Here is a 20,069-nt window from a genome sequence, read left to right as displayed (position 1 = left end):
CCTCTCACTCGCAGGTGGTGCGAATCATCGACGCGATCGCCGTCGCCTGGCGCGACAGCTCGGCGTCCTTCGGCGCCTTCGCCAGCTCGGCGGCGACGCGGGCCTGCTCGCGCTGGTAGCCGCGGCAGACCGACGCGACGCGCTCGCCGATCGCGGTGGCGACGTTCGGACTGGCCGAGAGCGCGGGGGTGGAGACGGGCGCGGTCGGCGCTGCGGCGTCCTTCTTGGAGTCGCAGGCGGCGAGGGCGCCGAGGACGCCGACCGCGAGGAACGCGGCCGACACGACGAGACGGCGGTGCTGCATGAGGGGCTCTCCAGACGAGCACGTGAGACGGGGCCGCGGCGCCGGCTGGTCCGGCAGGTGGGGCCGCGGCGGGAATCCGGAGCCGTCGGCTACGGCCGAGTGGCCGCGCGCTTGCTGGAGCGTCGCTTGCGCCCCAGGACGGCGGCCGACACAGTAGCCGCCCGGCGTTAGAGCTCTGTTACCATCGCGTTAACTGCCGCTCCATGCTGCGCTTACGCACCCTCGGGGGCCTCTCGCTCGACCGAGACGGCGTGCCGGTGCACGCCGGCATGCAGCGCCGCGTGCTCGCCCTCCTGGCCGTTCTCGCCGCCGCCGGGGAGGATGGGATCTCGCGAGACCGGCTCGTGACGCTCTTCTGGCCGGACGCCGGCGAGGAGCAGGGGCGCAACTCGCTCCGGCAGGCGCTGTTTCGTCTGCGCCGCGACGTCCGCGTGGAGGAGCCGACGCTCGGCTCGATCGACCTGCGACTCAACCCGACGGCGATCTCGAGCGACCTGGCGGAGTTCCGGGCGGCGGTGCACGGCCACCGCCCCGAGCACGCCGTCACGCTCTACCGCGGCCCGTTCCTCGATGGCTTCGCGCTGAGCGGCGCGCCACAGTTCGAGCGATGGGTGGAGGAGGAACGCGCCCGGATCCGGCGCCGCGTCCTCGACACGCTGGACGTCCTGGCGACCGAGGCCGAGGCGCGCGGCGACTGCGAGGTCGCCGCCGGCTGGTGGCGCCGGCTGTCGGTGCTCGACCCGCTCGGCGCGCGGGCGGCGCTCGGGCTCATGCGCACCCTGGCGAGCGCCGGCGACATCCCGGCCGCCTTGCAGCACGCTCGGGTGCACGACGCGTTGATGCGCCAGGAGCTGGACATCTCGCCCGACCCCGCCGTCGCCGCGCTCGCCGAACGGCTCCGACAGCGCGAGGGAGAGACGACGCCGGCGCGGCGCGAGACCCCGCCGCGAGCCACGACGGCCGCGCCCCCAGTTCCGGCGCTGCCGCCTGTGTCGGTCGACGCTTCCCTGCCAGCTCCGATCGGCTCCGCGACATCCGCCCGGCGGAGGCTGCTCGTGCCGGCGGCGGTCGTGGGCGCGGTGGCGCTGGCGTTGACCGGAAGCTCCGCGGCTCGTCTCATCGCCCCGTCGCTCGGCGGTCCGGTCGATCAGGCCACGGTGGTGGTGGCGCCGTTCCAGGTGCTCGACCCCCACCTCGGCTACTGGCGCGAGGGGATGGTCGACGTCCTGTCGCGCAACCTCGACGGTGCCGGGCCGCTGCGCACCGTGTCGCCATCGGTCGCGATCGGACGGCTCCCGGACCGACCGGAGCGCGCATCGGTCACCGCGCTCGGCCGCGCCACCGGAGCGGGTTTCGCCGTGTTCGGAGATCTCATCCGCTCGGGCGCCGACTCGGTGCGCGTGCGCGCGGTGGTGCTCGACGTGAGCCGCTCGCGCGTCGTGGCCGAGGTCACCCGCCGGGACGCGATCACGCGGATGGACCGGCTGACGGACTCGCTCACGGTCGCGGTGCTGCGCGTGCTCTCCACCCGCGTGGCGCTCGCCGCCGCGCGTGAGGGGTCGCTCGGGCAGTTCCGCTCGCTCGATGCGCTGAAGGCCTTTCTGCTCGGCGAGCAGCACTTCCGTCGGACGCGATGGGATTCGGCCCGGGTGCACTACGAGGCCGCGGTCGCCGCCGACTCCACGTTCGCGCTGCCGCTGCGCCGTCTGGGACAGGTGCTCGCCTGGCAGCGGGTGAGCACCGATCCCGCGTCCGCGCAGTATCTGCTCCGCGCCGGGGCGTTGAACCACGGGCTGAGCCCGCACGACAGCCTGCTGGTGCTCGCCGACTCCCTGAGCGCGGCGGCCACCTCGACCGCCGACGCGCTCACGGCGTGGCGCGCGACGCGGCGGCTGTTCGCGACGCTCGACTCGGCGGTGGCGCGCTATCCCGGCGACCCGGAGGCGTGGTTCCAGCTCGGCGAGGCCGGCTACCACTTCGGCTTCGGTCCGGAGGTCGGGCAGCCCGAGCAGCGGGTGCTGTCCCACTTCGACCGCGCGATCCTGCTCGACTCGGCCTTCGCGCCCGCGTACATCCATCCGGTGGAGCTCGCGCTGAACCTGCACGGGCCCGACAGCGCGGAGGGCTACGCGACGCGCTACCTCGCGCTCAACCCCATGGAGGCGGCGCACCGGGGGGTCCGGCTCGTCATCCGCCTGCTCGACCCGCAGGCCGCGGCGGCCGAGGAGACGACCCGGCTGCTCGATACCGCCGCGACCGACGCGCTCGTCTCGGCCCGGACCACGCTGCGCCGGTGGCCGGATCCGGCGGAGACCGCGACGCGCGTGGGGCGCCTGCTCGCGGCCGGGCGTCCGAGCGACTATCCGCTGTTCGCGGACGTGCGGTTCATGCGTCAGCGACTCGCCGAACAGCTCGCGTTTCGCGGGCACCTCGCCGAGGCGGTGACCACGCTCGGCCCCCGGGACGCCCTGATCTTCGCGGAGCTCGCGTACCTCGGCGCCGTGCCGTCGACCGCAGCGCGGGCGCGCTTCGCGGCGTGGACGCGGAGTCGCCCCGACCTGGCTCGGCACGCGCTGGCGTGGTGGTCGGCGAACGCCGACACGGCGTCGATCGACGCGTTCGAGCGGGCGGCCCGTGGGTCGGCGCTCGCCGCGTACGACGAGCCCGCGGCGCGCGCACACCGGTCGCTCGCCCGCGGCGACAGCGCGCTGGCGCTCCGCGAGCTCACGATGCTGCCGGACACGCTCTGCGCGACCTGCTACCTCGACCGGCTGACGCGGGCGCGGCTGCTCGCCGCCGCGGGACGGGCGCGCGACGCGCTCCCGGTGCTGCGCGAGCCGCTGGCGGCGTTCCTCACGCCGATGGAGGTCGTGTTCGCGATCGAGCGCGCGCGGGTCGCCCGACTCGCCGGTGCGACGACCGAGGCGGAGTCCGCGTGCAGCTTCGCGCGTGCCGCGTGGGCGTCCGCGGACCCCGCGCCGCGTCGGCTCCTCGACGAGGCGTGCGGCAGCGCGGCGATCGCGGCGCGCCCCGCGCGCGCCGGCTCGTGACCACCGAGCGCGAGGTGCCAGTGCAGCCGGACGGGTTTCACGCGTGGACCGCCGCTGCCGATGCGGTGCGGGCGACGACGAAGCGGCTCGAGAAGCGCGCGGCGCTCGCCGCGTACCTCGCGACGCTCGATGGCGACGCGCTCGCCGTCGCGGCGCGGTTCCTGTCGGGGCTCGTGTTCCCGCGCCACGACATGCGCACGACGCAGGTGGGCGGCCGCGCGGTGTTCGATGCCCTCGTCGCGCTCTCCGGGCTCGACGCCGACGCGCTGCACGCGCGCGCGGTCGACGCCGGGGAGCTCGGCGACCTCGCGCGCGAGCTGTTCGCCGACCAGCCCTCGAGCGGCGTGTCGCTGACGTGGGTGGCCGACGAGTTCGCGCGCATCGCGGCGACGTCGGGGAGCACGGCGAAGCGCGCGCTCGTGCGCGAGCTGCTCGCGTCGCTCGGCGGCGCGGAGGCGCAGTACGCCGTGAAGCTGCTGTTAGGCAGCGGCGAGCTGCGGATCGGGCTGAAGGAGGCGCAGGTGGAGGAGGCCGTCGCCGCCGCGTTCGGGCAGCCGCTGGAGCTCGTGCGCCACGCGAACCTGCTGCGGGGCGACGTCGGCGAGGTGGCGGTGCTCGCGCGCGAGGGACGGCTGGCCGACGCGCGGCTGTCGCTGTTCCATCCGTTAGGCTTCATGCTCGCCTCGCCGCTCGCGACCGCGGAGGAGATCACGGACGCGCTGCCGACGCCGTTCGCGGTGGAGGACAAGTACGACGGCATCCGCTGCCAGGCGCACATCGGCCCCGGGCCGGAGGGCTCCGTGCGCGTCGCGCTCTACTCGCGCACGCTCGACGACATCACGCGCGGCTACCCGGAGGTCGTGGCGGCTCTCTCGGCGCTCCACGCTCCACGCTCCACGCTCGCCGCCTCGTCCGACGGAGCGAGCGTGGAGCGTGGAGCGTGGAGCGTGGAGGACGGCGGTCTGATTCTCGACGGCGAGCTCCTGGCGTACGACCCGGCGGATCCGGCGCGCGCGCTGCCGTTCAAGGCGCTGCAGCGGCGGCTCGGGCGCAAGGCGCCGGACGACGCGGTGCTGGCCGAGGTGCCCGTGCAATTCGTGGCGTACGACGCGCTCGCGTGGGACGGCGCGCTCGTCATCGACGAGCCGTACGCGCGGCGGCGCGAGCGGCTCGCGTCGCTCGACTGGCCCGGACCGCACGCGCGGCTGGCGCCCAACGCGCTCGTGTCGACGGCCGATGCGCTGGAGGCCGCGTTCGCGGGTGCGCGCGCCGCGGGGAACGAGGGGATCATCGCGAAGTCGCTCGCGTCGCCGTACACGCCGGGGCGGCGCGGCAAGCTGTGGGTGAAGCTGAAGAAGGCGCTCGCGACGTTGGACGTGGTGATCACCGGCGCGGAGCGCGGCCACGGACGGCGCGCGAAGGTCCTCTCGGACTACACGTTCGCGGTGCGCGCATCGGAGACGGACCCGACGCTGCTCAACGTCGGCAAGGCGTACGGCGGGCTGACCGACGTGGAGATCGCGTCGCTGAGCGAGCGGCTGCACGCGCTGACGGTGCAGAAGTTCGGTCGCTTCCACCTCGTGCGGCCCGAGGTCGTGCTCGAGGTGACGTTCGACATCGTGCAGCCGTCGACGCGGCACAAGGCCGGCTACGCGTTGCGCTTCCCGCGCATCGTGCGCATCCGCGACGACAAGCCGGTGGACGAGATCGACACGCTCGAAGCCGTCCGCGCGCTCGCCGGGGGCTGATTCAACGGCGCTGACCGGCGCCGTGCTGCGTGGTTAGGCGGTGCTCGCGATGCGAGCGCACCATCGCGCCGTATCGTCAGCGCCGTATCGCCCGCGCCGTCGTAGTTGCCCTACTCGTCGAGCGACGGCCGCTCGTCGTCCCACAGCACGAGGCCGCGCACGCGCGCGCCGGCCTGCTGCAGCCGCTCGACCTCGCGCGCGAGGCCGGCGAGCGGCGTGTGGCCCGCGCGCGCGCACACGACGACGTCGGGGGCGATGCGGAAGCCGCGCGCGTCGGCCTCGGCCTCGCTCGGCGGCATGCCCAACACGGCGAAGTCGTAGCGGCGCGTGAGGCGGCCGAGGTCGAGCCGCAGCGCGTCGAGCACCGAGCTGACGACGGGCACCGGCGTGCTCGCGGTCGTCGCGGCCACGTGCGGCGGCGGCGGCGCGACGCCGGCGGGGACGACGTCGATGGTGAGGCCGCGCCCCACCGTCACCGGCACGATCGCCTCGGCGAGCGGGAGGTTCGAGCGCGCGAGGTCGGAGAGCCCCGTCCGATTGCGCACGCCCAACGCGGTGGAGAGCAGCCCGCGCCCCATGTCCTCGTCGACGACGAGCGTGCTGCGGCCGTCCTCCGCGGCGACGGCGGCGACGTTCGCGGCGACGGTCGCGGCGATCGCGGGATCGTCGCCGGTGACCGCGACGACGGGGATCGCCGCGCCGGTCGCCGCGAGGCTGAGGTACAGCATGCGGTAGCTCTCGATCGACGAGTCGATGAGCCCCCCGATCTCGACGTCGGCGGCCCGGCGCGCGCGGTCGGAGATCGACGACTCCGGGCGCACGACGGCGAGCACCCGCGTGCGCGAGACGCGCTCCGCCTCGCGCGCATCGGCGACGCGCGGCCGCTTCACCTCGGCGCCGAGCATCACCGCGAAGCCGATGACGAGGGCGAGCGCGAACGCGGCGACGAGCATCGCCGACGGCGGCGCGTCGACGTTCGCGCGCGCGCGTGCCGCCTCGACGCGTCGGTCGACGGCGAGGTTCTTCGCGCGGGCCGCGGTGAGCTTCGCCTCCACGGAGTCGCGACGGAGCTGTGTCGCCTGCGTGGCGGCGATCTCCGCTGCCGTGTCGATCGCGACGGGCGCCCGCGCCGCGAGCGCGGCGGAATCGGCCGGGAGCGCCTCCGACGGCAGCACCTGCGTCGGTGTCGGCGCGGCGGACGGATCGCCGAGCGCCGCGAGCTGGTCGTGGAGCGCGGTGCGGCGCGCGTCGGCGATCGCCATGATGCCGCGGCCGAAGCGGTTGATCGCGTTCGTGAGCTGTACGTACACCGGGTCGACGCCGCTCACGACGCCGAACGCCTCGCGCTCGCGCTCGATGTCGTCGAGCGAGTCGACGAGGACGCGCGTGCGCGGATCCTCGCGCACACCCGGCGCCTCGGCGAGCGCGCGATACGACGTGGGAAGCGGCGACGTCTGGGCACGCGCCACGAGCCGGTCGAGGTCGGCCACGGCGGCGGACAGCGAGTCGCGCCGCGCGACGCCGCCGGCGGCGAGCGCTTCGGCGGCGCGCCGGGCCTGGATCGCGGCGATCTCCGCGGCGCGCGCGCGGGCCGCGGCGCCGCGCTTCGCCTGGAGCGCGGAGTCGGCGGTCGTGAACGCCGCCCGCGCCGCCGCGGCGTCGGCCGCGAGGGCGAGCGTGTCGACCTTCTCGCCGGGGCGCGGCAGCGCGAGGTTCGCGAGCCGCGCGGCCTGCCGCGGAAGCAACGTGATGGTGACGAGCGAGAGCACGAGCGCGGCCGCGCACGCGGACGTGAGTGGCCAGCGGCGTCGGAGCGCGTTGCGGGCGCGGGCGGCGGCCCACATCGCGCTGAGCTGCGTGCGCGACGCGCCGCTCCCAAGCTCCTCGCGCGGGACGCGGAACGAGCCGGTGTGGCGGACCGGCGTCGGGTACGTGGGGGCGGACATCGGGGGGAAGGTATAGCGAAGTTCGTTCCGCTCGCACCTGATGCGGCGGCGCTGATACCTCGGCGCTGATGCGGCGGCGATGATACGGCGGCGCTGGTAACGCGGGGTATCAGCGCCGCGGTCCCAGCGCCGCCGTATCAGCGCCGCCGCATCAGCGCCGCAGCCGTTCCATAAGATCCAGCACCGCCCGCTCCTTCGCCTTCGCCTCCACGTCGACCGTGAGGGTCAGGTCCCGCCACGCGTCCGGCACGTCCGCCGGGTCGATGTAGTCCGCGTGCGGGCGCGGGTTCGGCGCGCCCCAGCCGTCGCGCGGCGACGAGATGTGGAACCATGGCTCGTGCGCGTGCGGGCCGAGCGCGGCGTCGCGCACCGCCCACGTCGCGGCGGCGCGGTCCGTGGCCTCGTCGACGGTGAGCGCGTCGGGGTTGCAGCGGTGGTGGTGCGCGTCGTAGACGAGCGGAACCCCGGTACGCACGCATATCGGCAGCAGGTCCTCGACCGTGAAGATCCGGTCGTCGTTCTCGAGCGCGAGGCGCGCGCGGGCGCGGTCGGACAGCGTGTCGATCGTGCGCGTGAGGCGGTCGAGCGCGGCGGGCTTGCCGCCGGCACCGCCGCCCGCGTGGAGCGTGACCGTATCCGCGCCGACGACCTCCGCGACCTCGCACTGGAACTCCAGCTCGCGCGCCGACGCGTCGCGCACGCTCTCGCGCTCCGAGTTCAGCACGACGAACTGGTCGGGGTGGAAGCTCAGGCGCACGTCGAGCGCGCGGGCGAGCGGCCTAACGGTCTCGAACGCGCGGCCGATCGTCGCGCCGTCGTCGAGCGACGCGACGGTGTAGCCGGAGATCGGATGCGTGGCGAGCGGCAGGATGCCGCTCGTGATGCGGAACGCGCCGATGCCGAGGGCGTGGCACCGCTCCACGGCGCGCCGCAGCGCGTCCGCATTCGCGCGCGCCGCGCCGGACAGGTACGCGCGCCCGCCGTCGGGGCCGAGCGTGGCGACGTGCTTGTGCGTCGCCGTGCGGAACTGGATCGGCGCATCGACGAAGAGGCAGCAGAGTCCGAGGCGGAGCATGCAGCACAGGCGGGCGCGGCGTGGACGGAGACGACGAGAGCGCCGGAACCCGCGTGGGCTCCGGCGCTCGGCGTTCGTGCAGTCGTGCGATCGATCGTGGTCCGGCGGTCTTACTGGACCGTGATCGTGCCCTTCATCCCCATCGCGAGGTGCGGCGTGCAGTGATAGTTGTACGTGCCCGCCGGGACGTTCGCGAACGAGACGGTGATCGCATCACCGGGGTTCGTCTTCATGTTGCTCGACAGCTCGGCCATCTTGTCGGACATGTTGGCGTCGAGCTGCGCGTCGGCGCCGGCGGGGATGCCCGCGGGGTCGAAGGCGACGTTGTGCGGGCCGCCCGAGACCATCGTGAACTTCACGCCGTCGCCCTTCTTGATCGTGACGTTCGCGGGGTCGAAGCGATACCCCTGCGCGTCGCCGATCATCTTCACCTCGACGGTGTTGCCCGTGATGGGCGCCGCCGTGGCCGTGCCAGCCGCCGTCGTGGACGTCGCGGGCGCGGCGGTCGCAGCCGCCGTCGTGTCGGGCGTCGCCGCCGGAGCCGCCGCGGCGGACGTGTCCGCGGCCTTGTTGTCACCACCGCCGCACGCCCCGAGCACGAGGGCGCTGGCAGCAAACGCATACGCGTAGAAACGCATCGAGAGGCCTCCTAAGCCGTACTCTTCCGGACCCACACCGTGCAGGCCCTCAGGTCGCTGGGCGTCCCCAGCAGGGGGGAATCCTAATCGGCTCGGGGACGCCAAAGCAATCGGGGGCAGTTCACGCAGCGTGCCAGCGCGCGCTCACTTGCCGCCCTTGACGGTCCCCTTCAGCGTCGCGCCGGCCCGGAACGCGGGCACCTTGCTCGCCTTCGCCTTCACGGGGGCGCCGGTCTGGGGGTTGCGGAACGTCCGCGCGCCGCGCTTGCGCTGCTCGAACGTGCCGAAGCCGGTGAGCGTGACGACCTCGCCCTTCTTGATGCTCTTCGCGATGACGCCGCTCGTGGGATCGAACAGGAGGTTCACGATCGAGGCGGCCTTCACGCGCGACAGCTCGGCCTCGTCGGCGACGTACTGGATGAGCTCCGACTTGTTCATGGGACGGTAGAGAGACTCGAGATGAGATGATGTGCTCGAACGAGCGCGGCAGTCTCACAAGAGCGACCGCTCTTCCGCAAGGCCGAGCCCGCGCTTATGTTGCGAGCCATGTCGATCGTCCGCGCGCACCACCATCATCACGTGCATCATCGTCACGGCCCGGCGGGCCGCGGCGACGCGCGTGCGCGTGGGTGACCGACGACGAGTCACCCGAGCGTCCGAGCTCGTTCGCAGCGGCCCGCCGATCTCCATCGGCGGGCTTTTTCGTTTTTCGTGATCCATGCTACGCATCGCACTGCCTAACAAAGGGCGCCTCGCCGACGACGCCCGCGAGCTGTTCAACGACGCCGGGCTCGAGGTACGCGTCCGCGGCGACCGCGCGCTCACCGCGTCGCTCGGCGGCGAGTTCGAGGCCATCTTCGTGCGCGCCGCCGACATCCCCGAGTTCGTCGCCGACGGCGCGGCGGACGCCGGCGTCACGGGGTGGGACCTCGTGTGCGAGAGCGAGCGGCCGCTCGACGCGCTGCTCGACCTCGGCTTCGGCCGCTGCCGCATCGTCGTCGCGGCGCGCGAGGACAGTGCGGTGCACACGGCCGACGACCTCGGCGTGCACGACGGGCGGGCGGTGCGCGTGGCGACGGTGTTCCCGCGCGTGACGACGCGCTTCTTCGCGTCGCTCGGACGCGAGGCGACGGTCGTACCGATCTCCGGCGCGGTGGAGATCGCCCCGCACCTCGGCATCGCCGACGTCATCGTCGACCTCACGTCGACCGGCTCGACGCTGAAGGTGAACGGGCTGCGCGAGGTCGCGACGGTGCTCGAGTCGAGCGCGCGGCTCATCGCGACGCCGGGCACGATGCCCGCCGCGGGCGAGACGGCGAGCGACAAGGCGCGCGCGCTCGACGAGCTGGTCGCGGCGCTCGCGTCGGTGCTCCGCGCGCGCGACCGCCGGTACGTGATGGCGAACGTGCCGCGCGCGGCGCTCGACCGCGTGAAGGAGGTGCTCCCCGGCATCTCGGGCCCCACCGTGATCGACATCATGAACGGCGGCACGCACGTGGCGGTGCACGCGGTGGTCGCCGCGGCGACGATCTACCGCACCATCGCCCAACTGAAGGCCCTCGGCGGCGAGGGGATCTTGGTGACGCGCATCGAGAGGCTGATGCCATGAGAGAGCGCGACACGACGTCCGGGACTCGGGACTCGGGACTCGGGACTCGGGATGACGACGCGAGGTTCGTGTCCGCCGGCGTCGACGCCGACCTGCACGCGGCCGACGCGGAGTCGGGCGTGCCGCTGTCTTCCGACGGCTCCCCCGAGTCCCGAGTCCCGAGTCCCGAGTCCCGACTGCGCTTCACGGGCCGCGTCGATTCGTTAGGCGCCGAGGATCGCCGCCGGCTCACGGACCGCAGCACGTCGAGCGACGACGCGGTGCGCGCGCGCACGGCGGAGATCGTGCAGCGCGTGCGGCGCGACGGCGACGCGGCGCTCGTCGCGCTCGCGCGGGAGCTCGACCGCGCGACGCTGCCCTCGATCGAGGTGCCGCGCGAGGAGTGGCGCGCCGCGCTGGAAGGGATGGACGCCGGGCTGCGGCGCGCCATGGAGCGCACGATCCGCAACATCTCGACGGTCCACGCCGCGTTCCGGCCGAAGGCGACCGAGGTCGAGCCGGAGCGCGGCATCGTCGTCGGACGCCGCCCGGATCCGCTGAAGCGGGTCGGCGTGTACGCGCCGGGCGGACGCGCGGCGTATCCGAGCTCCGTGTTCATGGGCGTGGTGCCGGCGCGCGTCGCGGGCGTCGAGCAGATCGTCCTCTGCTCGCCGCCGAGCGAGGACGGGCTGCCGTCGAGCGTGGTGCTCGCCGCCGCCGCGCTGGCCGAGGTGGATCGGGTGTTCGCGTTAGGCGGCGCGGGCGCGATCGCGGCGATGGCCTACGGCACGGCGACGGTGCCGCGCGTCGATCGCATCGTGGGGCCGGGGAACGCGTACGTCGCCGAGGCGAAGCTGCAGGTGGCCGGCGTGTGCGCGATCGACTCGCCCGCGGGCCCCAGCGAGCTGCTCGTCCTCGCCGACCACACCGCCGACCCGGCGCTCGTCGCGCGCGAGATGATCGCCCAGGCGGAGCACGACCCGATGACCGCCGTCGTGTGCGTCGCGATCGGCGACGAGACCGCCGAGCAGGTGACCGCCGCGCTGACCGAGCAGGTGCCCGACGCGGAGCGCCGCGCGATCGTGGAGCGCGCGCTCGCCGGCCAGGGGGGCGTGCTCGTGGCGCAGACGTACGACGAGGCGGTGGCGTTCGCGAACGAGTACGCGCCCGAGCATCTGCTGCTCACCATCGGCGAGCCGGAGATCTCGATGGTGCTCGCCCGGCTCCGCAACGCGGGTACGGTGTTCCTCGGCGAGACGAGCTCGGTGGCGTACGGCGATTACATGACGGGCGCGAACCACGTGCTGCCGACGGGCGGGCTCGCGCGCTCGTACTCGGGGCTGTCGACGCTGGACTTCGTGCGGTGGACGACGTACCAGCGCGTGTCGCCGCGCGCCGCCGACCGGCTCGCGTACGACGTGGGCCGCCTCGCCGACGCCGAAGGCCTGCCGGGACACGCCGCCGCGGCGCGGGCGTGGCTCAAACCGAAGCACGCGCACATGAAGCGGCACGCCCTCAACTCCGCGGCCAAACGCATCCGGAACGCCGAGCCGAGCGTGGAGCGAGGAGCGGAGAGCGTGGAGGACAATTCATGATGGACAAGGCGACACTCGACGCTCCACGCTCCACGCTCCACGCTCAGGGTGGGTTACCGACACGCCCCGGCTACGAGCAGATCCCTCTCTACGCGCCCGGCACGTCGCCGTGCGCCGTCGACGTGAGCGACACGGTGAACCTGTGGGGCGCGCCACCGGCGGCGCTCGACGCGCTGCGCGCGGCCGCGCTCACCGCGACGGTGGCGCACTACCCCGCCCTGTACAACGCCGAGCTGAAGGCGCCGCTCGCGGAGTATGCGGGCGTGCGTCCCGAGGAGATCGTCACCGGGTGCGGGTCGGACGACGTGCTCGATTGCGCGGTGCGCGCGTTCGCGCAGCCGAACGGCGTGCTCGCGCATGCCGCGCCGACGTTCTCGATGGTGCCGGTGTACGCCCGCGCGAACGGCCTCACGCCGGTGGGCGTGCCGCTCGCCGGCGACGACTACGCGGTGGACGCCGACGCGCTGCTCGCGACCGACGCGTGCATCATCTACCTCTGCTCGCCGAACAACCCGACCGCGACGCCGGTCGCGCGCGACGCGGTGCGGCGCGTGGTGGAGCGTGCGCGCGGCCTCGTCATCCTCGACGAGGCGTACGCCGAGTTCGTGCTCGCCGATCCGGCCGCGCGCGCCGAGGTGTTCACGCCCGAAGCGCCGGGGTGGGAGCGGGTGCTCGTGCTGCGCACGATGAGCAAGGCGTTCGGGCTCGCTGGATTGCGCGTCGGCTACGGCGTGGGCGACGCGGCGGTCGTGCGCGAGGTGGAGAAGGCGCGCGGCCCGTTCAAGGTGACGTACCCCGCGGAGAAGGCGGCGCTCGCCGCGCTGGACGCCGGGCTGCCGTGGGTGCGCGCGCGCGCGCCGCGGAGGCGGTGGCGCAGCGCGAGCGACTGCAGGCGGGGCTCCGCGCGTTGGGGCTGTCGCCGTCGCCGTCGGTCGCGAACTTCACGTTCGTGCCGGTGCGCGACGCCGCGGCGGTCGCGGCGCGGCTGCGCGCGCGCGGTGTCGGCGCGCGGGTGTTCCGCGGGCTGCCGCGCGTGGTGCCCGCGCTCGCGGCGAGCGGCGGCGACGCGCTGCGCCTCGCGGTCGGGCCGGAGCCGGTGCAGCGTGCGCTGCTCGACGCGCTGGCCGATGCGCTTCGGGAGGCGCCATGACGACGCGCGTGACGCTCTTCGACTACGGCGCCGGCAACCTGCACTCGCTCGCGAAGGCGCTCGAGGCAGCGGGCGCCGAGGTGCGCGTGGAGACCGACGCGGCGCGCGCCGTCGAGAACACCGATGCGCTGATCCTGCCGGGCGTCGGCGCGTTCCAGGCCGCGGCGCAGCGGCTGGCGCCGGGACGCGACGCGGTGCGCGACGCGTTAGGCGCCGGCCTGCCCGCGCTCGGCATCTGCCTCGGGATGCAGCTGCTGTTCGACGCGAGCGACGAGGGCCCCGGCGCGGGGCTCGGCGTCATCCCCGGCCGCGTGACGCGACTCGACGCGGCGCGCGTGCCGCAGATCGGGTGGAACGCGATCGACGACGCGCGCGACCCGCTGTTCGCGGCGTCGGGGCTCGGCGTGGCGTACTACGCGAACAGCTTCGTGTGTCGCCCGGACGACGACGCGCCGGTGACGGCGTGGAGCGAGCACGAGGGCGACCGCTTCCCCGCCGCGGTCAGGCAAGGCAACGTGGTCGGCGTGCAGTTCCACCCGGAGAAGAGCAGCGCGCCGGGACTGGCGTTCGTGAAGGCGTTCGTGGAGAGCGTTCGGGACTCGGGACTCGGGACTCGGGACTCGTCGTCGCGCTCGAGTCCCGAGTCCCGAGTCCCGAGTCCCGATTGAGCATGTTAGTCATCCCGGCGGTCGACCTGCGCGACGGTGCGTGCGTGCAGCTCGTGGGCGGCGAGTACGCGGACGAGCGCGTGCGACTCGACGATCCGCTCGCGGTGGCGCGCGAGTGGTCGCGGCTGGGCTTCCATCGCCTGCACGTCGTGGATCTCGACGCGGCCACGGGACGCGGCTCCAACGCGTCGGTCGTGGAGGAGATCCTGCGGCACGGCGGCGTCGACGAGGTGCAGGTCGGCGGCGGCGTGCGCGACGAGGACGCGGTGGACCGCATCCTCGGCTACGGCGCGACCGCGGTGGTGGTCGGGACGCGCGGCGTGGAGGACCCCGACTGGCTCGGCGAGCTCGCGGCGCGCTACCCGGGACAGATCGTTCTCGCGGCCGACGTGCGCGAGCGGCGCGTGGTGACGCGCGGCTGGCAGCACACGCTGCCGCGCAACGTGATCGACCTCGTCGAGGAGCTGCACGGCGTGCCGCTCGCCGGGCTGCTCGTCACCGCGGTGCACCGCGAGGGGCAGATGTTGGGCACCGACCTGCCGCTCATGGAGGACGTGGTGGACGCGTCGGACGTGCCGGTGATCGCGTCCGGGGGCGTGGGCTCGATGAACGACCTGCGCGCGCTCGACGACCGCGGCGTGTGGGGCGCGGTGGTGGGCATGGCACTGTACACGGGCGCGATCGATCCCCGCGCGGTGCTCGACGAATACAACGACGAGTGACGACATGACGACGATCGTGCGCGAGACGCGCGAGACACAGATCCGCGTCGAGCTGACGCGCGGCACCGGCGCCGCGACGGTGGACACGAGCGTGCCGTTCCTCGACCACATGCTCGTGACGCTGGCGCGCTATGCGGGCGTGGACCTCACGGTGCGGGCGCGCGGGGATCTCAGGCACCACCTCATCGAGGACGTCGGCATCGCGTTCGGCGCCGCGCTGGCCGAGTTCGCGCCGGCGACGGCGGCGCGCTACGGCGACCGCACGATCCCGATGGACGACGCGCTCGTGCACGTGTCGATCGACATCGGCGGTCGCCCGTGGTACGAGGGGCCGCTGCCCAGCGGGCTGTACGACCACTGGATGCGGTCGTTCGCCGACAACGCGCGCGCGACGCTGCACGTGCGCGTGCTGCGCGGCAGGGACCGTCACCACATTGTCGAGGCGGCGTTCAAGGCGTTGGGCCTCGCGCTCCGTGACGCGCTCGTGGAGAGCGGGGCGGTGTTCTCCACCAAGGGCTCGGTGTCACTCAGGCAGAGCGTGGAGCGTGGAGCGCAGAGCGTGGAGCACTCCGCCGATGCATGACTCCTCTCCACGCTCCCCGCTCCACGCTCCACGCTCATGCTGACCCGGCGGCTCATCGTCTGCCTCGACGTGAAGGGCGGGCGCGTCGTGAAGGGCACGCAGTTCGTGAACCTGCGCGACGTCGGTGATCCGGTGGAGCTCGCGGCGCGCTACGAGGCCGAGGGCGCCGACGAGGTCACGTTCCTCGACATCTCGGCGAGCGCCGAGGAGCGCGCCACGCTGCTCGACGTCGCGCGGCGCACGGCGGAGCGGCTGTTCGTGCCGCTCACCATCGGCGGCGGCGTGCGCTCGGCGGACGACGTCGCGCGCGCGCTGCGGGCGGGCGCGGACAAGGTGAGCATCAACTCCGCCGCGGTGGATCGCCCGGCCGTGCTCACCGAGAGCGCCGACCGGTTCGGCGCGCAGTGCGTCGTGGCGAGCATCGACGCGAAGTGGGACGACGCGGCGCGCATGTTCCGCGTGTACGTGAAGGGCGGCCGGCAGCCGACGGAGCTCGAGGCCGTGAGCTGGGCGGCGGAGTGCGTGCGCCGCGGCGCCGGCGAGATCCTGCTCACGAGCATCGACCGCGACGGCGCGCGCACGGGCTACGACCTCCCGCTCACGCGCGCCGTCGCCGACGCGGTGGACGTGCCGGTGATCGCGTCCGGCGGCGCCGGCGACGCGACGCACGTACGCGACGCGATCGTCGACGGCCACGCCGACGCGGCGCTCGTCGCCGGCATCCTGCACGACGGGCTGACGACCGTGGCGGCGCTGAAGGACACGATGCGCGATGCGGGCCTTCCGGTTCGCATGGCGAGCGTGGAGCGGGGAGCGTAGAGCGTGGAGCACCGTCGCGCGCTCCACGCTCCACGCTCCCCGCTCCACGCTCCACGCTCACTCTCCCATGCGTGACTTCCCCTCCGAGTCGTTGATGTACGCGGCGGCCGACGTCGCGCGCGTCGCCGGCGACGTGGCGCTGCGCCACTTCCGCTCCGCGCTGCGCGTGGAGACGAAGGGCGACGGCTCGCCGGTGACGATCGCCGACCGCGCGGCGGAGGCGGCGGCGCGCGCGTGGCTCGCCGAGCGCTTTCCGGACGACGGGATACTCGGCGAGGAGGAAGGGATCACGCGGGCGGATGCGGCGCGCCGGTGGGTGATCGATCCGATCGACGGCACGAAGACGTTCGTGCGCGGCGTGCCGCTGTGGGGGACGCTCGTCGCCGTCGCGGCGGGGGACGACGTGCTCGCCGGCGCCGCATACTTCCCCGCGGTGCGCGAGCTGGTGGCCGCGGCGCCGGGCGCGGGCTGCTGGTGGAACGGCGCCCGGTGCCGCGTGTCGGACGTCGCGTCGTTAGGCACGGCGACGGTGCTGACGACGGACGAGAAGTTCACGCACCGCCCCGACCGCCGCGACGCGTGGCGCCGCCTGTCCGACGCCGCCGGGCTCGCGCGCTCGTGGGGCGACTGCTACGGCTACCTGCTCGTCGCCACGGGTCGCGCCGAGGCGATGCTCGACGCGGTCGTCGGCGACTGGGACACGGCGTGCTTCCTTCCGATCGTGGAGGAAGCGGGGGGCGCGTTCACCGACTGGGAGGGGCGGCGCACGGCGTTCGGCAGGAGCGCGATCGCCACGAACGCGGCGCTGGCGGCGGAGGTGCGCGCGCGGCTCGGCGCATAGACCGGCGCGCCGACGCAACGATACGCCTGCGCACACTGTCGAACGGCGGACCTCATCCCCTGCCCCATGCGCACGCTCCTCGCCGATCTCCGCTTCGCCGTGCGGTCGCTCCGCCGCCGGCGCACGTTCACGGCCGTCGCGCTCGCGACCATCGCGCTCGCCATCGGCGCCGCCACGGCGATCTACGGCGTGGTCGACGCGGTGCTCTTCCGGTCGCTGCCGTACCGCGACGGTGGGCGCATCCTCTCCGTCTGGCAGACCGACGCGACGCGGAAGACGAGCATGCTGCTGGCCGCGTCATGGGACCAGATGACGCTCGACTACACCGACTTCATCGCGTGGCGCGCACAACAGACGTCGTTCACCGCGGTGGGCGCGTGGTCGGGGTTCCGGCGCGTGCTCACCACGACGAGCGGCTTCGAAGAGATCGTGGGGACGCGCGTGAGCCCGGGTCTCTTCGAGCTGCTCGGCGTGCGGCCGGTGCTCGGCCGCACGTTCCTGCCGGGCGAGGACGTGCCGAACGGGCCGCACGTCGCGATGCTGAGCTACGACGCGTGGCAGGCGCGCTTCGGCGGGCGCCGCGACGTGATCGGGCGCGCGCTCCAGTTCGACGACGGGCCCTACGAGATCGTCGGCGTGCTGCCGCCGGGGACCACGCTCGCGCGCGGCAAGCCGGGCGCGCCGTTCTGGATTCCGGCCGGCCAGCAGCTGGGCGACGTCGGGAAGCACAACCACAGCTTCTTCGCCCTCGGCCGGCTGCGCCCGGGCGTCACGGAAGCGCAGGCGGCGCTCGAGGCGGAGCGGCTGTTAGGCGCCGGCGACCCCGAGGCGCACCGCGGGGCGCGCGTGACCGACTTCGTGCGCGACGAGACGCGCGCGGTGCGGGCGCCGCTGCTGCTCCTGTTAGGCGCCGTCGGGCTGCTGCTGCTCGTTGCGTGCGTGAACGTCGCGACGCTGCTGCTCGGCGAGGCGGCGAGCCGCGGCGCGGAGATGAGCGCCCGCACGGCGCTCGGCGCGAGCCGCGCACGGCTCGTCAGACAGCTGCTCACGGAGAGCGCGCTGCTCTCGGCCGGGGGCGCGGCGCTCGGCGCGCTGCTCGCGCTCTGGGGCACGAGAGTGATCGTCGCGCTCGCGCCGCCGCGCATCCCGGGGCTCGGCGCCGTGCACGTGGACGCGCGGGTGTTGGGCGTCTCGTTCCTCGCCGCGGCGGCGGCGGCGCTGCTGTTCGGCATCGTGCCGGCGCTCACGCTCGCCGACGCGGGGCCGGCGGCGCTGCTGCGCGCCGGGCACGTGGCCGACGGGCGCGGGCGGCTGCAGCGCGTGCTCATCGCCGCGGAGCTCGCGCTGTCGATGGTGCTGCTCGTCGGCGCGGGGCTGCTGTCACGCTCGCTGCAGGCGCTGTCGAGCGTCGACCCGGGATTCCGCGCGGAAGGCGTGCTGACCGTTCCGGTGATGATGCGCGGCAAGTACTGGGAGGACTCGCTCCGGCTGCGCGCGTTCCAGGCGCGCGTGGTGCCGCGCGTGCGCGCGATCCCGGGCGTGACCGCCGTGTCGATGGCGACGTCGCCCCCGTTCTCGGGCCGGTCGAGCAGCAGTCCCGTCCTGCTGCCGGGCGAGAGCGACGCCGAGCGCGGGGCGCACAAGCACGAGCTGGAGCAGCGCACGGTGACGCCGAACTACTTCGCGACGTTGGGCATCCCGGTGCTCACCGGCCGCTCGCTCGGCGACGCCGACCGCGTGGGCGCGCCGCTCGTCGCGGTGATCAGCGAGTCGGCCGCGCGCCGCGACTTCCCGACGGAGAGCGCGTTGGGCAAGCAGGTGAAATGGCAGGGCGCGTGGCGCACGATCGTCGGCGTGGTGGCCGACGTGAAGGTGAGCACGCTCGCCGGCGAGGCACGGCCGTCGATCTACGTGCCGCTCGCGCAGGACATCGACGTGCCCGATCTCGTGCTGCGCACGCGCGGCGACCCGGCGTCGGTGGCCGCGGCCGTGCGCGCCGCGGTGCGCGAGGTGGACCCGGCGTTCCTCGTCGGCGACGCGGAGTCGATGGAGGCGCGCGTGCGCCGCTCGTTCGCCGAGGAGCGATTCCGCACCGCGCTCGTGGTGCTGTTCGGCGCGATGGCGCTCGTGCTCTCGGCCGTGGGCACGTACGGCGTGGCCGCGCGCGCGGTGAATCGCCGCACGCGCGAGGTAGGGATCCGCCTCGCCGTCGGCGCACCGGCGCGCTCGGTCGTCGCGCTCGTGGTGAACGGCACGCTGCGCGGCGTCGTGGTGGGCGTCGCCGTCGGCACGGCGGGGGCGCTGGCGGCGAGCCGACTGCTCGCGCCGTACCTGTATGCCGTCACGCCGCACGATCCGGCGACGTACGCGGCGATCGTCGGCTTCCTCGCCGCGGTGAGCGTGCTGGCGAGCTGGATCCCGGCGCGGCGAGCCGGCCGCGTGGCGCCGGCGAGCGTGCTGCGCGGGAATTGACTCCATGGTCGAGCGGCGGTGGGTGCCGAGGAAGTGCCTCGCTTCTTGAACCACAGAGGGCACGGAGGACACAGAGGAGAACCGCTTCTTGTTGGTTTCCTCCGTGTCCTCTGTGTCCTCCGTGGTTCAACACGAAGAGGCACTCCTCCGCGTCCTCTGCGGTTCGATCGGCGAGCGTCTAGATTGGCCGCATGCTGGACATCGACTCGCTGAACTTCGAGAAAGGCGGCGGCGTGGTGACCGTCGTGACGCAGGACGCACGCACCGGCGTCGTGCTGATGGTGGCGCACGCCGACCGCGAGGCCCTCGATCGCACGCTCGCGACGGGCGAGATGCACTACCGCTCGCGCTCGCGCGGGCTATGGCACAAGGGCGCGACGAGCGGCAACGTGCAGCGCGTGGTGTCGCTCGCCGCGGACTGCGATGGCGACGCGGTGCTCGCGCGCGTGGCGCCCGCCGGGCCGGCGTGCCACACGGGCACGACGTCGTGCTTCGGCGATCCGGCGCTCGGCGCCGACGTCCTCGGCGCGCTCGACGCGACGATCGCGGCGCGCGCGGGATCAGGTACCAGGGGGGGCTCCCCCCCCTTCGCCCATGGTTCCGCCGAGTCGACCGGGGCGCCTAACCATTCGGACGCGGAGCGGCCCAGCTACACGCAGCGGCTGCTCGCGGACCGGAACCTCCGCCTCAAGAAGGTGGGCGAGGAGGCGGCCGAGCTGGTGGTGGCCTGCGCCGACGGCGACGCGCCGCGCGCGGCGGAGGAGGCCGCCGACCTCGTGTACCACACGCTCGTCGCGTTGCGCGCGCTCGGCCTGTCGCTCGACGACGTGCGCGCCGTGCTCGCGCAGCGGCAGCGCTGACGGCAGCGCT

At 74.2% G+C, this 20,069-nt stretch carries 18 protein-coding genes and 1 pseudogene; 13 read left to right on the top strand and 6 right to left on the bottom strand.

All coding sequences use genetic code 11. The features are described from left to right. Positions 1-4: 4 nt before the first annotated feature. Entirely contained in the window at positions 5-304 is a 300-nt protein-coding gene (locus J421_RS06395) for a hypothetical protein (protein WP_025410344.1), read from the bottom strand. Positions 305-507: 203 nt separating this feature from the next. Here J421_RS06395 and J421_RS06390 point away from each other — a divergent pair, with 203 nt between their 5' ends. Beyond that, entirely contained in the window at positions 508-3,354 is a 2,847-nt protein-coding gene (locus J421_RS06390; RefSeq protein WP_025410343.1) for an AfsR/SARP family transcriptional regulator, read from the top strand. Further along, complete coding sequence (locus J421_RS32620) at positions 3,351-5,102, top strand: ATP-dependent DNA ligase (protein WP_158508666.1); 1,752 nt, start codon at positions 3,351-3,353, stop codon at positions 5,100-5,102. Before J421_RS06390 ends, J421_RS32620 begins: the two co-directional genes overlap by 4 nt. A 110-nt stretch (positions 5,103-5,212) precedes the next feature. On the opposite strand, the gene J421_RS06380 is transcribed toward J421_RS32620, so the two are convergent. From J421_RS06380 to J421_RS06360, 5 genes are all read right to left on the bottom strand, one after another. After that, entirely contained in the window at positions 5,213-7,048 is a 1,836-nt protein-coding gene (locus tag J421_RS06380; RefSeq protein WP_025410341.1) for a P-loop NTPase family protein, read from the bottom strand. 151 nt (positions 7,049-7,199) lie between these two features. After that, a complete protein-coding gene (gene uvsE, locus J421_RS06375; protein ID WP_025410340.1) occupies positions 7,200-8,123 on the bottom strand; it encodes a UV DNA damage repair endonuclease UvsE in 924 nt (307 codons plus the stop codon). A gap of 110 nt (positions 8,124-8,233) precedes the next feature. After that, positions 8,234-8,761: a plastocyanin/azurin family copper-binding protein gene (locus tag J421_RS06370; protein WP_148306183.1), complete on the bottom strand. Its 528-nt coding sequence runs from the start codon at positions 8,759-8,761 to the stop codon at positions 8,234-8,236. A 144-nt stretch (positions 8,762-8,905) separates the two neighbouring features. Continuing rightward, the gene (locus J421_RS06365) at positions 8,906-9,199 is read right to left on the bottom strand and encodes an HU family DNA-binding protein (protein ID WP_025410338.1); all 294 of its coding nucleotides are present in this window, start codon (positions 9,197-9,199) and stop codon (positions 8,906-8,908) included. A 54-nt stretch (positions 9,200-9,253) separates the two neighbouring features. Beyond that, the gene (locus J421_RS06360) at positions 9,254-9,481 is read right to left on the bottom strand and encodes a hypothetical protein (RefSeq protein WP_148306182.1); all 228 of its coding nucleotides are present in this window, start codon (positions 9,479-9,481) and stop codon (positions 9,254-9,256) included. Between J421_RS06360 and hisG the strand changes: the two genes are divergently transcribed. The 11 genes and pseudogenes from hisG (at position 9,480) to hisIE (ending at position 20,059) form a co-directional block, all read left to right on the top strand. Continuing rightward, positions 9,480-10,370: an ATP phosphoribosyltransferase gene (hisG, locus tag J421_RS06355; protein WP_025410336.1), complete on the top strand. Its 891-nt coding sequence runs from the start codon at positions 9,480-9,482 to the stop codon at positions 10,368-10,370. The genes J421_RS06360 and hisG overlap by 2 nt on opposite strands. Continuing rightward, positions 10,367-11,944, top strand: coding sequence for a histidinol dehydrogenase (gene hisD, locus J421_RS06350; RefSeq protein ID WP_104022326.1), 1,578 nt, complete (start codon positions 10,367-10,369; stop codon positions 11,942-11,944). Before hisG ends, hisD begins: the two co-directional genes overlap by 4 nt. Further along, positions 11,941-12,720, top strand: a pseudogene (locus J421_RS34580) (pyridoxal phosphate-dependent aminotransferase); the annotation flags it as partial. The gene hisD and the pseudogene J421_RS34580, both read left to right, overlap by 4 nt. Positions 12,721-12,782: 62 nt before the next feature. Beyond that, on the top strand, positions 12,783-13,094 hold the full coding sequence (locus J421_RS33560; RefSeq protein WP_025410332.1) for a hypothetical protein: 312 nt from the start codon (positions 12,783-12,785) through the stop codon (positions 13,092-13,094). After that, a complete protein-coding gene (hisH, locus tag J421_RS06340) occupies positions 13,091-13,762 on the top strand; it encodes an imidazole glycerol phosphate synthase subunit HisH (RefSeq protein ID WP_025410331.1) in 672 nt (223 codons plus the stop codon). Before J421_RS33560 ends, hisH begins: the two co-directional genes overlap by 4 nt. 2 nt (positions 13,763-13,764) lie before the next feature. Next, entirely contained in the window at positions 13,765-14,484 is a 720-nt protein-coding gene (locus J421_RS06335) for a 1-(5-phosphoribosyl)-5-[(5-phosphoribosylamino)methylideneamino]imidazole-4-carboxamide isomerase (protein ID WP_025410330.1), read from the top strand. 4 nt (positions 14,485-14,488) lie between these two features. Further along, positions 14,489-15,067, top strand: a complete 579-nt coding sequence (locus J421_RS06330) for an imidazoleglycerol-phosphate dehydratase (RefSeq protein WP_025410329.1) — start codon at positions 14,489-14,491, stop codon at positions 15,065-15,067. Positions 15,068-15,103: 36 nt separating this feature from the next. Continuing rightward, positions 15,104-15,886 (top strand): imidazole glycerol phosphate synthase subunit HisF, encoded by a 783-nt coding sequence (gene hisF / locus J421_RS06325; protein ID WP_025410328.1) that lies wholly within the window; start codon positions 15,104-15,106, stop codon positions 15,884-15,886. A gap of 67 nt (positions 15,887-15,953) precedes the next feature. Beyond that, a complete protein-coding gene (gene hisN, locus J421_RS06320) occupies positions 15,954-16,727 on the top strand; it encodes a histidinol-phosphatase (protein WP_104022325.1) in 774 nt (257 codons plus the stop codon). Between the two features lie 66 nt (positions 16,728-16,793). Beyond that, positions 16,794-19,199 (top strand): ABC transporter permease, encoded by a 2,406-nt coding sequence (locus J421_RS06315; protein WP_104022324.1) that lies wholly within the window; start codon positions 16,794-16,796, stop codon positions 19,197-19,199. Between the two features lie 191 nt (positions 19,200-19,390). Next, a complete protein-coding gene (hisIE, locus tag J421_RS06310) occupies positions 19,391-20,059 on the top strand; it encodes a bifunctional phosphoribosyl-AMP cyclohydrolase/phosphoribosyl-ATP diphosphatase HisIE (protein WP_025410327.1) in 669 nt (222 codons plus the stop codon). Positions 20,060-20,069 lie beyond the last annotated feature (10 nt).

This window comes from Gemmatirosa kalamazoonensis, assembly GCF_000522985.1.
Taxonomy (GTDB): domain Bacteria; phylum Gemmatimonadota; class Gemmatimonadetes; order Gemmatimonadales; family Gemmatimonadaceae; genus Gemmatirosa; species Gemmatirosa kalamazoonensis.
This window is presented reverse-complemented; position numbering and strand designations above follow the sequence as displayed.

What these genes read in the sequence shown, in the direction of transcription:
- J421_RS06395 (WP_025410344.1), bottom strand. Translation starts at nt 304, where the DNA reads ATGCAGCACCGCCGTCTCGTCGTGTCGGCCGCGTTCCTCGCGGTCGGC.
- J421_RS06390 (WP_025410343.1), top strand. Translation starts at nt 508, where the DNA reads ATGCTGCGCTTACGCACCCTCGGGGGCCTCTCGCTCGACCGAGACGGC.
- J421_RS06380 (WP_025410341.1), bottom strand. Translation starts at nt 7,048, where the DNA reads ATGTCCGCCCCCACGTACCCGACGCCGGTCCGCCACACCGGCTCGTTC.
- uvsE (WP_025410340.1), bottom strand. Translation starts at nt 8,123, where the DNA reads ATGCTCCGCCTCGGACTCTGCTGCCTCTTCGTCGATGCGCCGATCCAG.
- J421_RS06370 (WP_148306183.1), bottom strand. Translation starts at nt 8,761, where the DNA reads ATGCGTTTCTACGCGTATGCGTTTGCTGCCAGCGCCCTCGTGCTCGGG.
- J421_RS06365 (WP_025410338.1), bottom strand. Translation starts at nt 9,199, where the DNA reads ATGAACAAGTCGGAGCTCATCCAGTACGTCGCCGACGAGGCCGAGCTG.
- hisG (WP_025410336.1), top strand. Translation starts at nt 9,480, where the DNA reads ATGCTACGCATCGCACTGCCTAACAAAGGGCGCCTCGCCGACGACGCC.
- J421_RS06360 (WP_148306182.1), bottom strand. Translation starts at nt 9,481, where the DNA reads ATGGATCACGAAAAACGAAAAAGCCCGCCGATGGAGATCGGCGGGCCG.
- hisD (WP_104022326.1), top strand. Translation starts at nt 10,367, where the DNA reads ATGAGAGAGCGCGACACGACGTCCGGGACTCGGGACTCGGGACTCGGG.
- hisH (WP_025410331.1), top strand. Translation starts at nt 13,091, where the DNA reads ATGACGACGCGCGTGACGCTCTTCGACTACGGCGCCGGCAACCTGCAC.
- J421_RS06335 (WP_025410330.1), top strand. Translation starts at nt 13,765, where the DNA reads ATGTTAGTCATCCCGGCGGTCGACCTGCGCGACGGTGCGTGCGTGCAG.
- J421_RS06330 (WP_025410329.1), top strand. Translation starts at nt 14,489, where the DNA reads ATGACGACGATCGTGCGCGAGACGCGCGAGACACAGATCCGCGTCGAG.
- hisF (WP_025410328.1), top strand. Translation starts at nt 15,104, where the DNA reads ATGCTGACCCGGCGGCTCATCGTCTGCCTCGACGTGAAGGGCGGGCGC.
- hisN (WP_104022325.1), top strand. Translation starts at nt 15,954, where the DNA reads ATGCGTGACTTCCCCTCCGAGTCGTTGATGTACGCGGCGGCCGACGTC.
- J421_RS06315 (WP_104022324.1), top strand. Translation starts at nt 16,794, where the DNA reads ATGCGCACGCTCCTCGCCGATCTCCGCTTCGCCGTGCGGTCGCTCCGC.
- hisIE (WP_025410327.1), top strand. Translation starts at nt 19,391, where the DNA reads ATGCTGGACATCGACTCGCTGAACTTCGAGAAAGGCGGCGGCGTGGTG.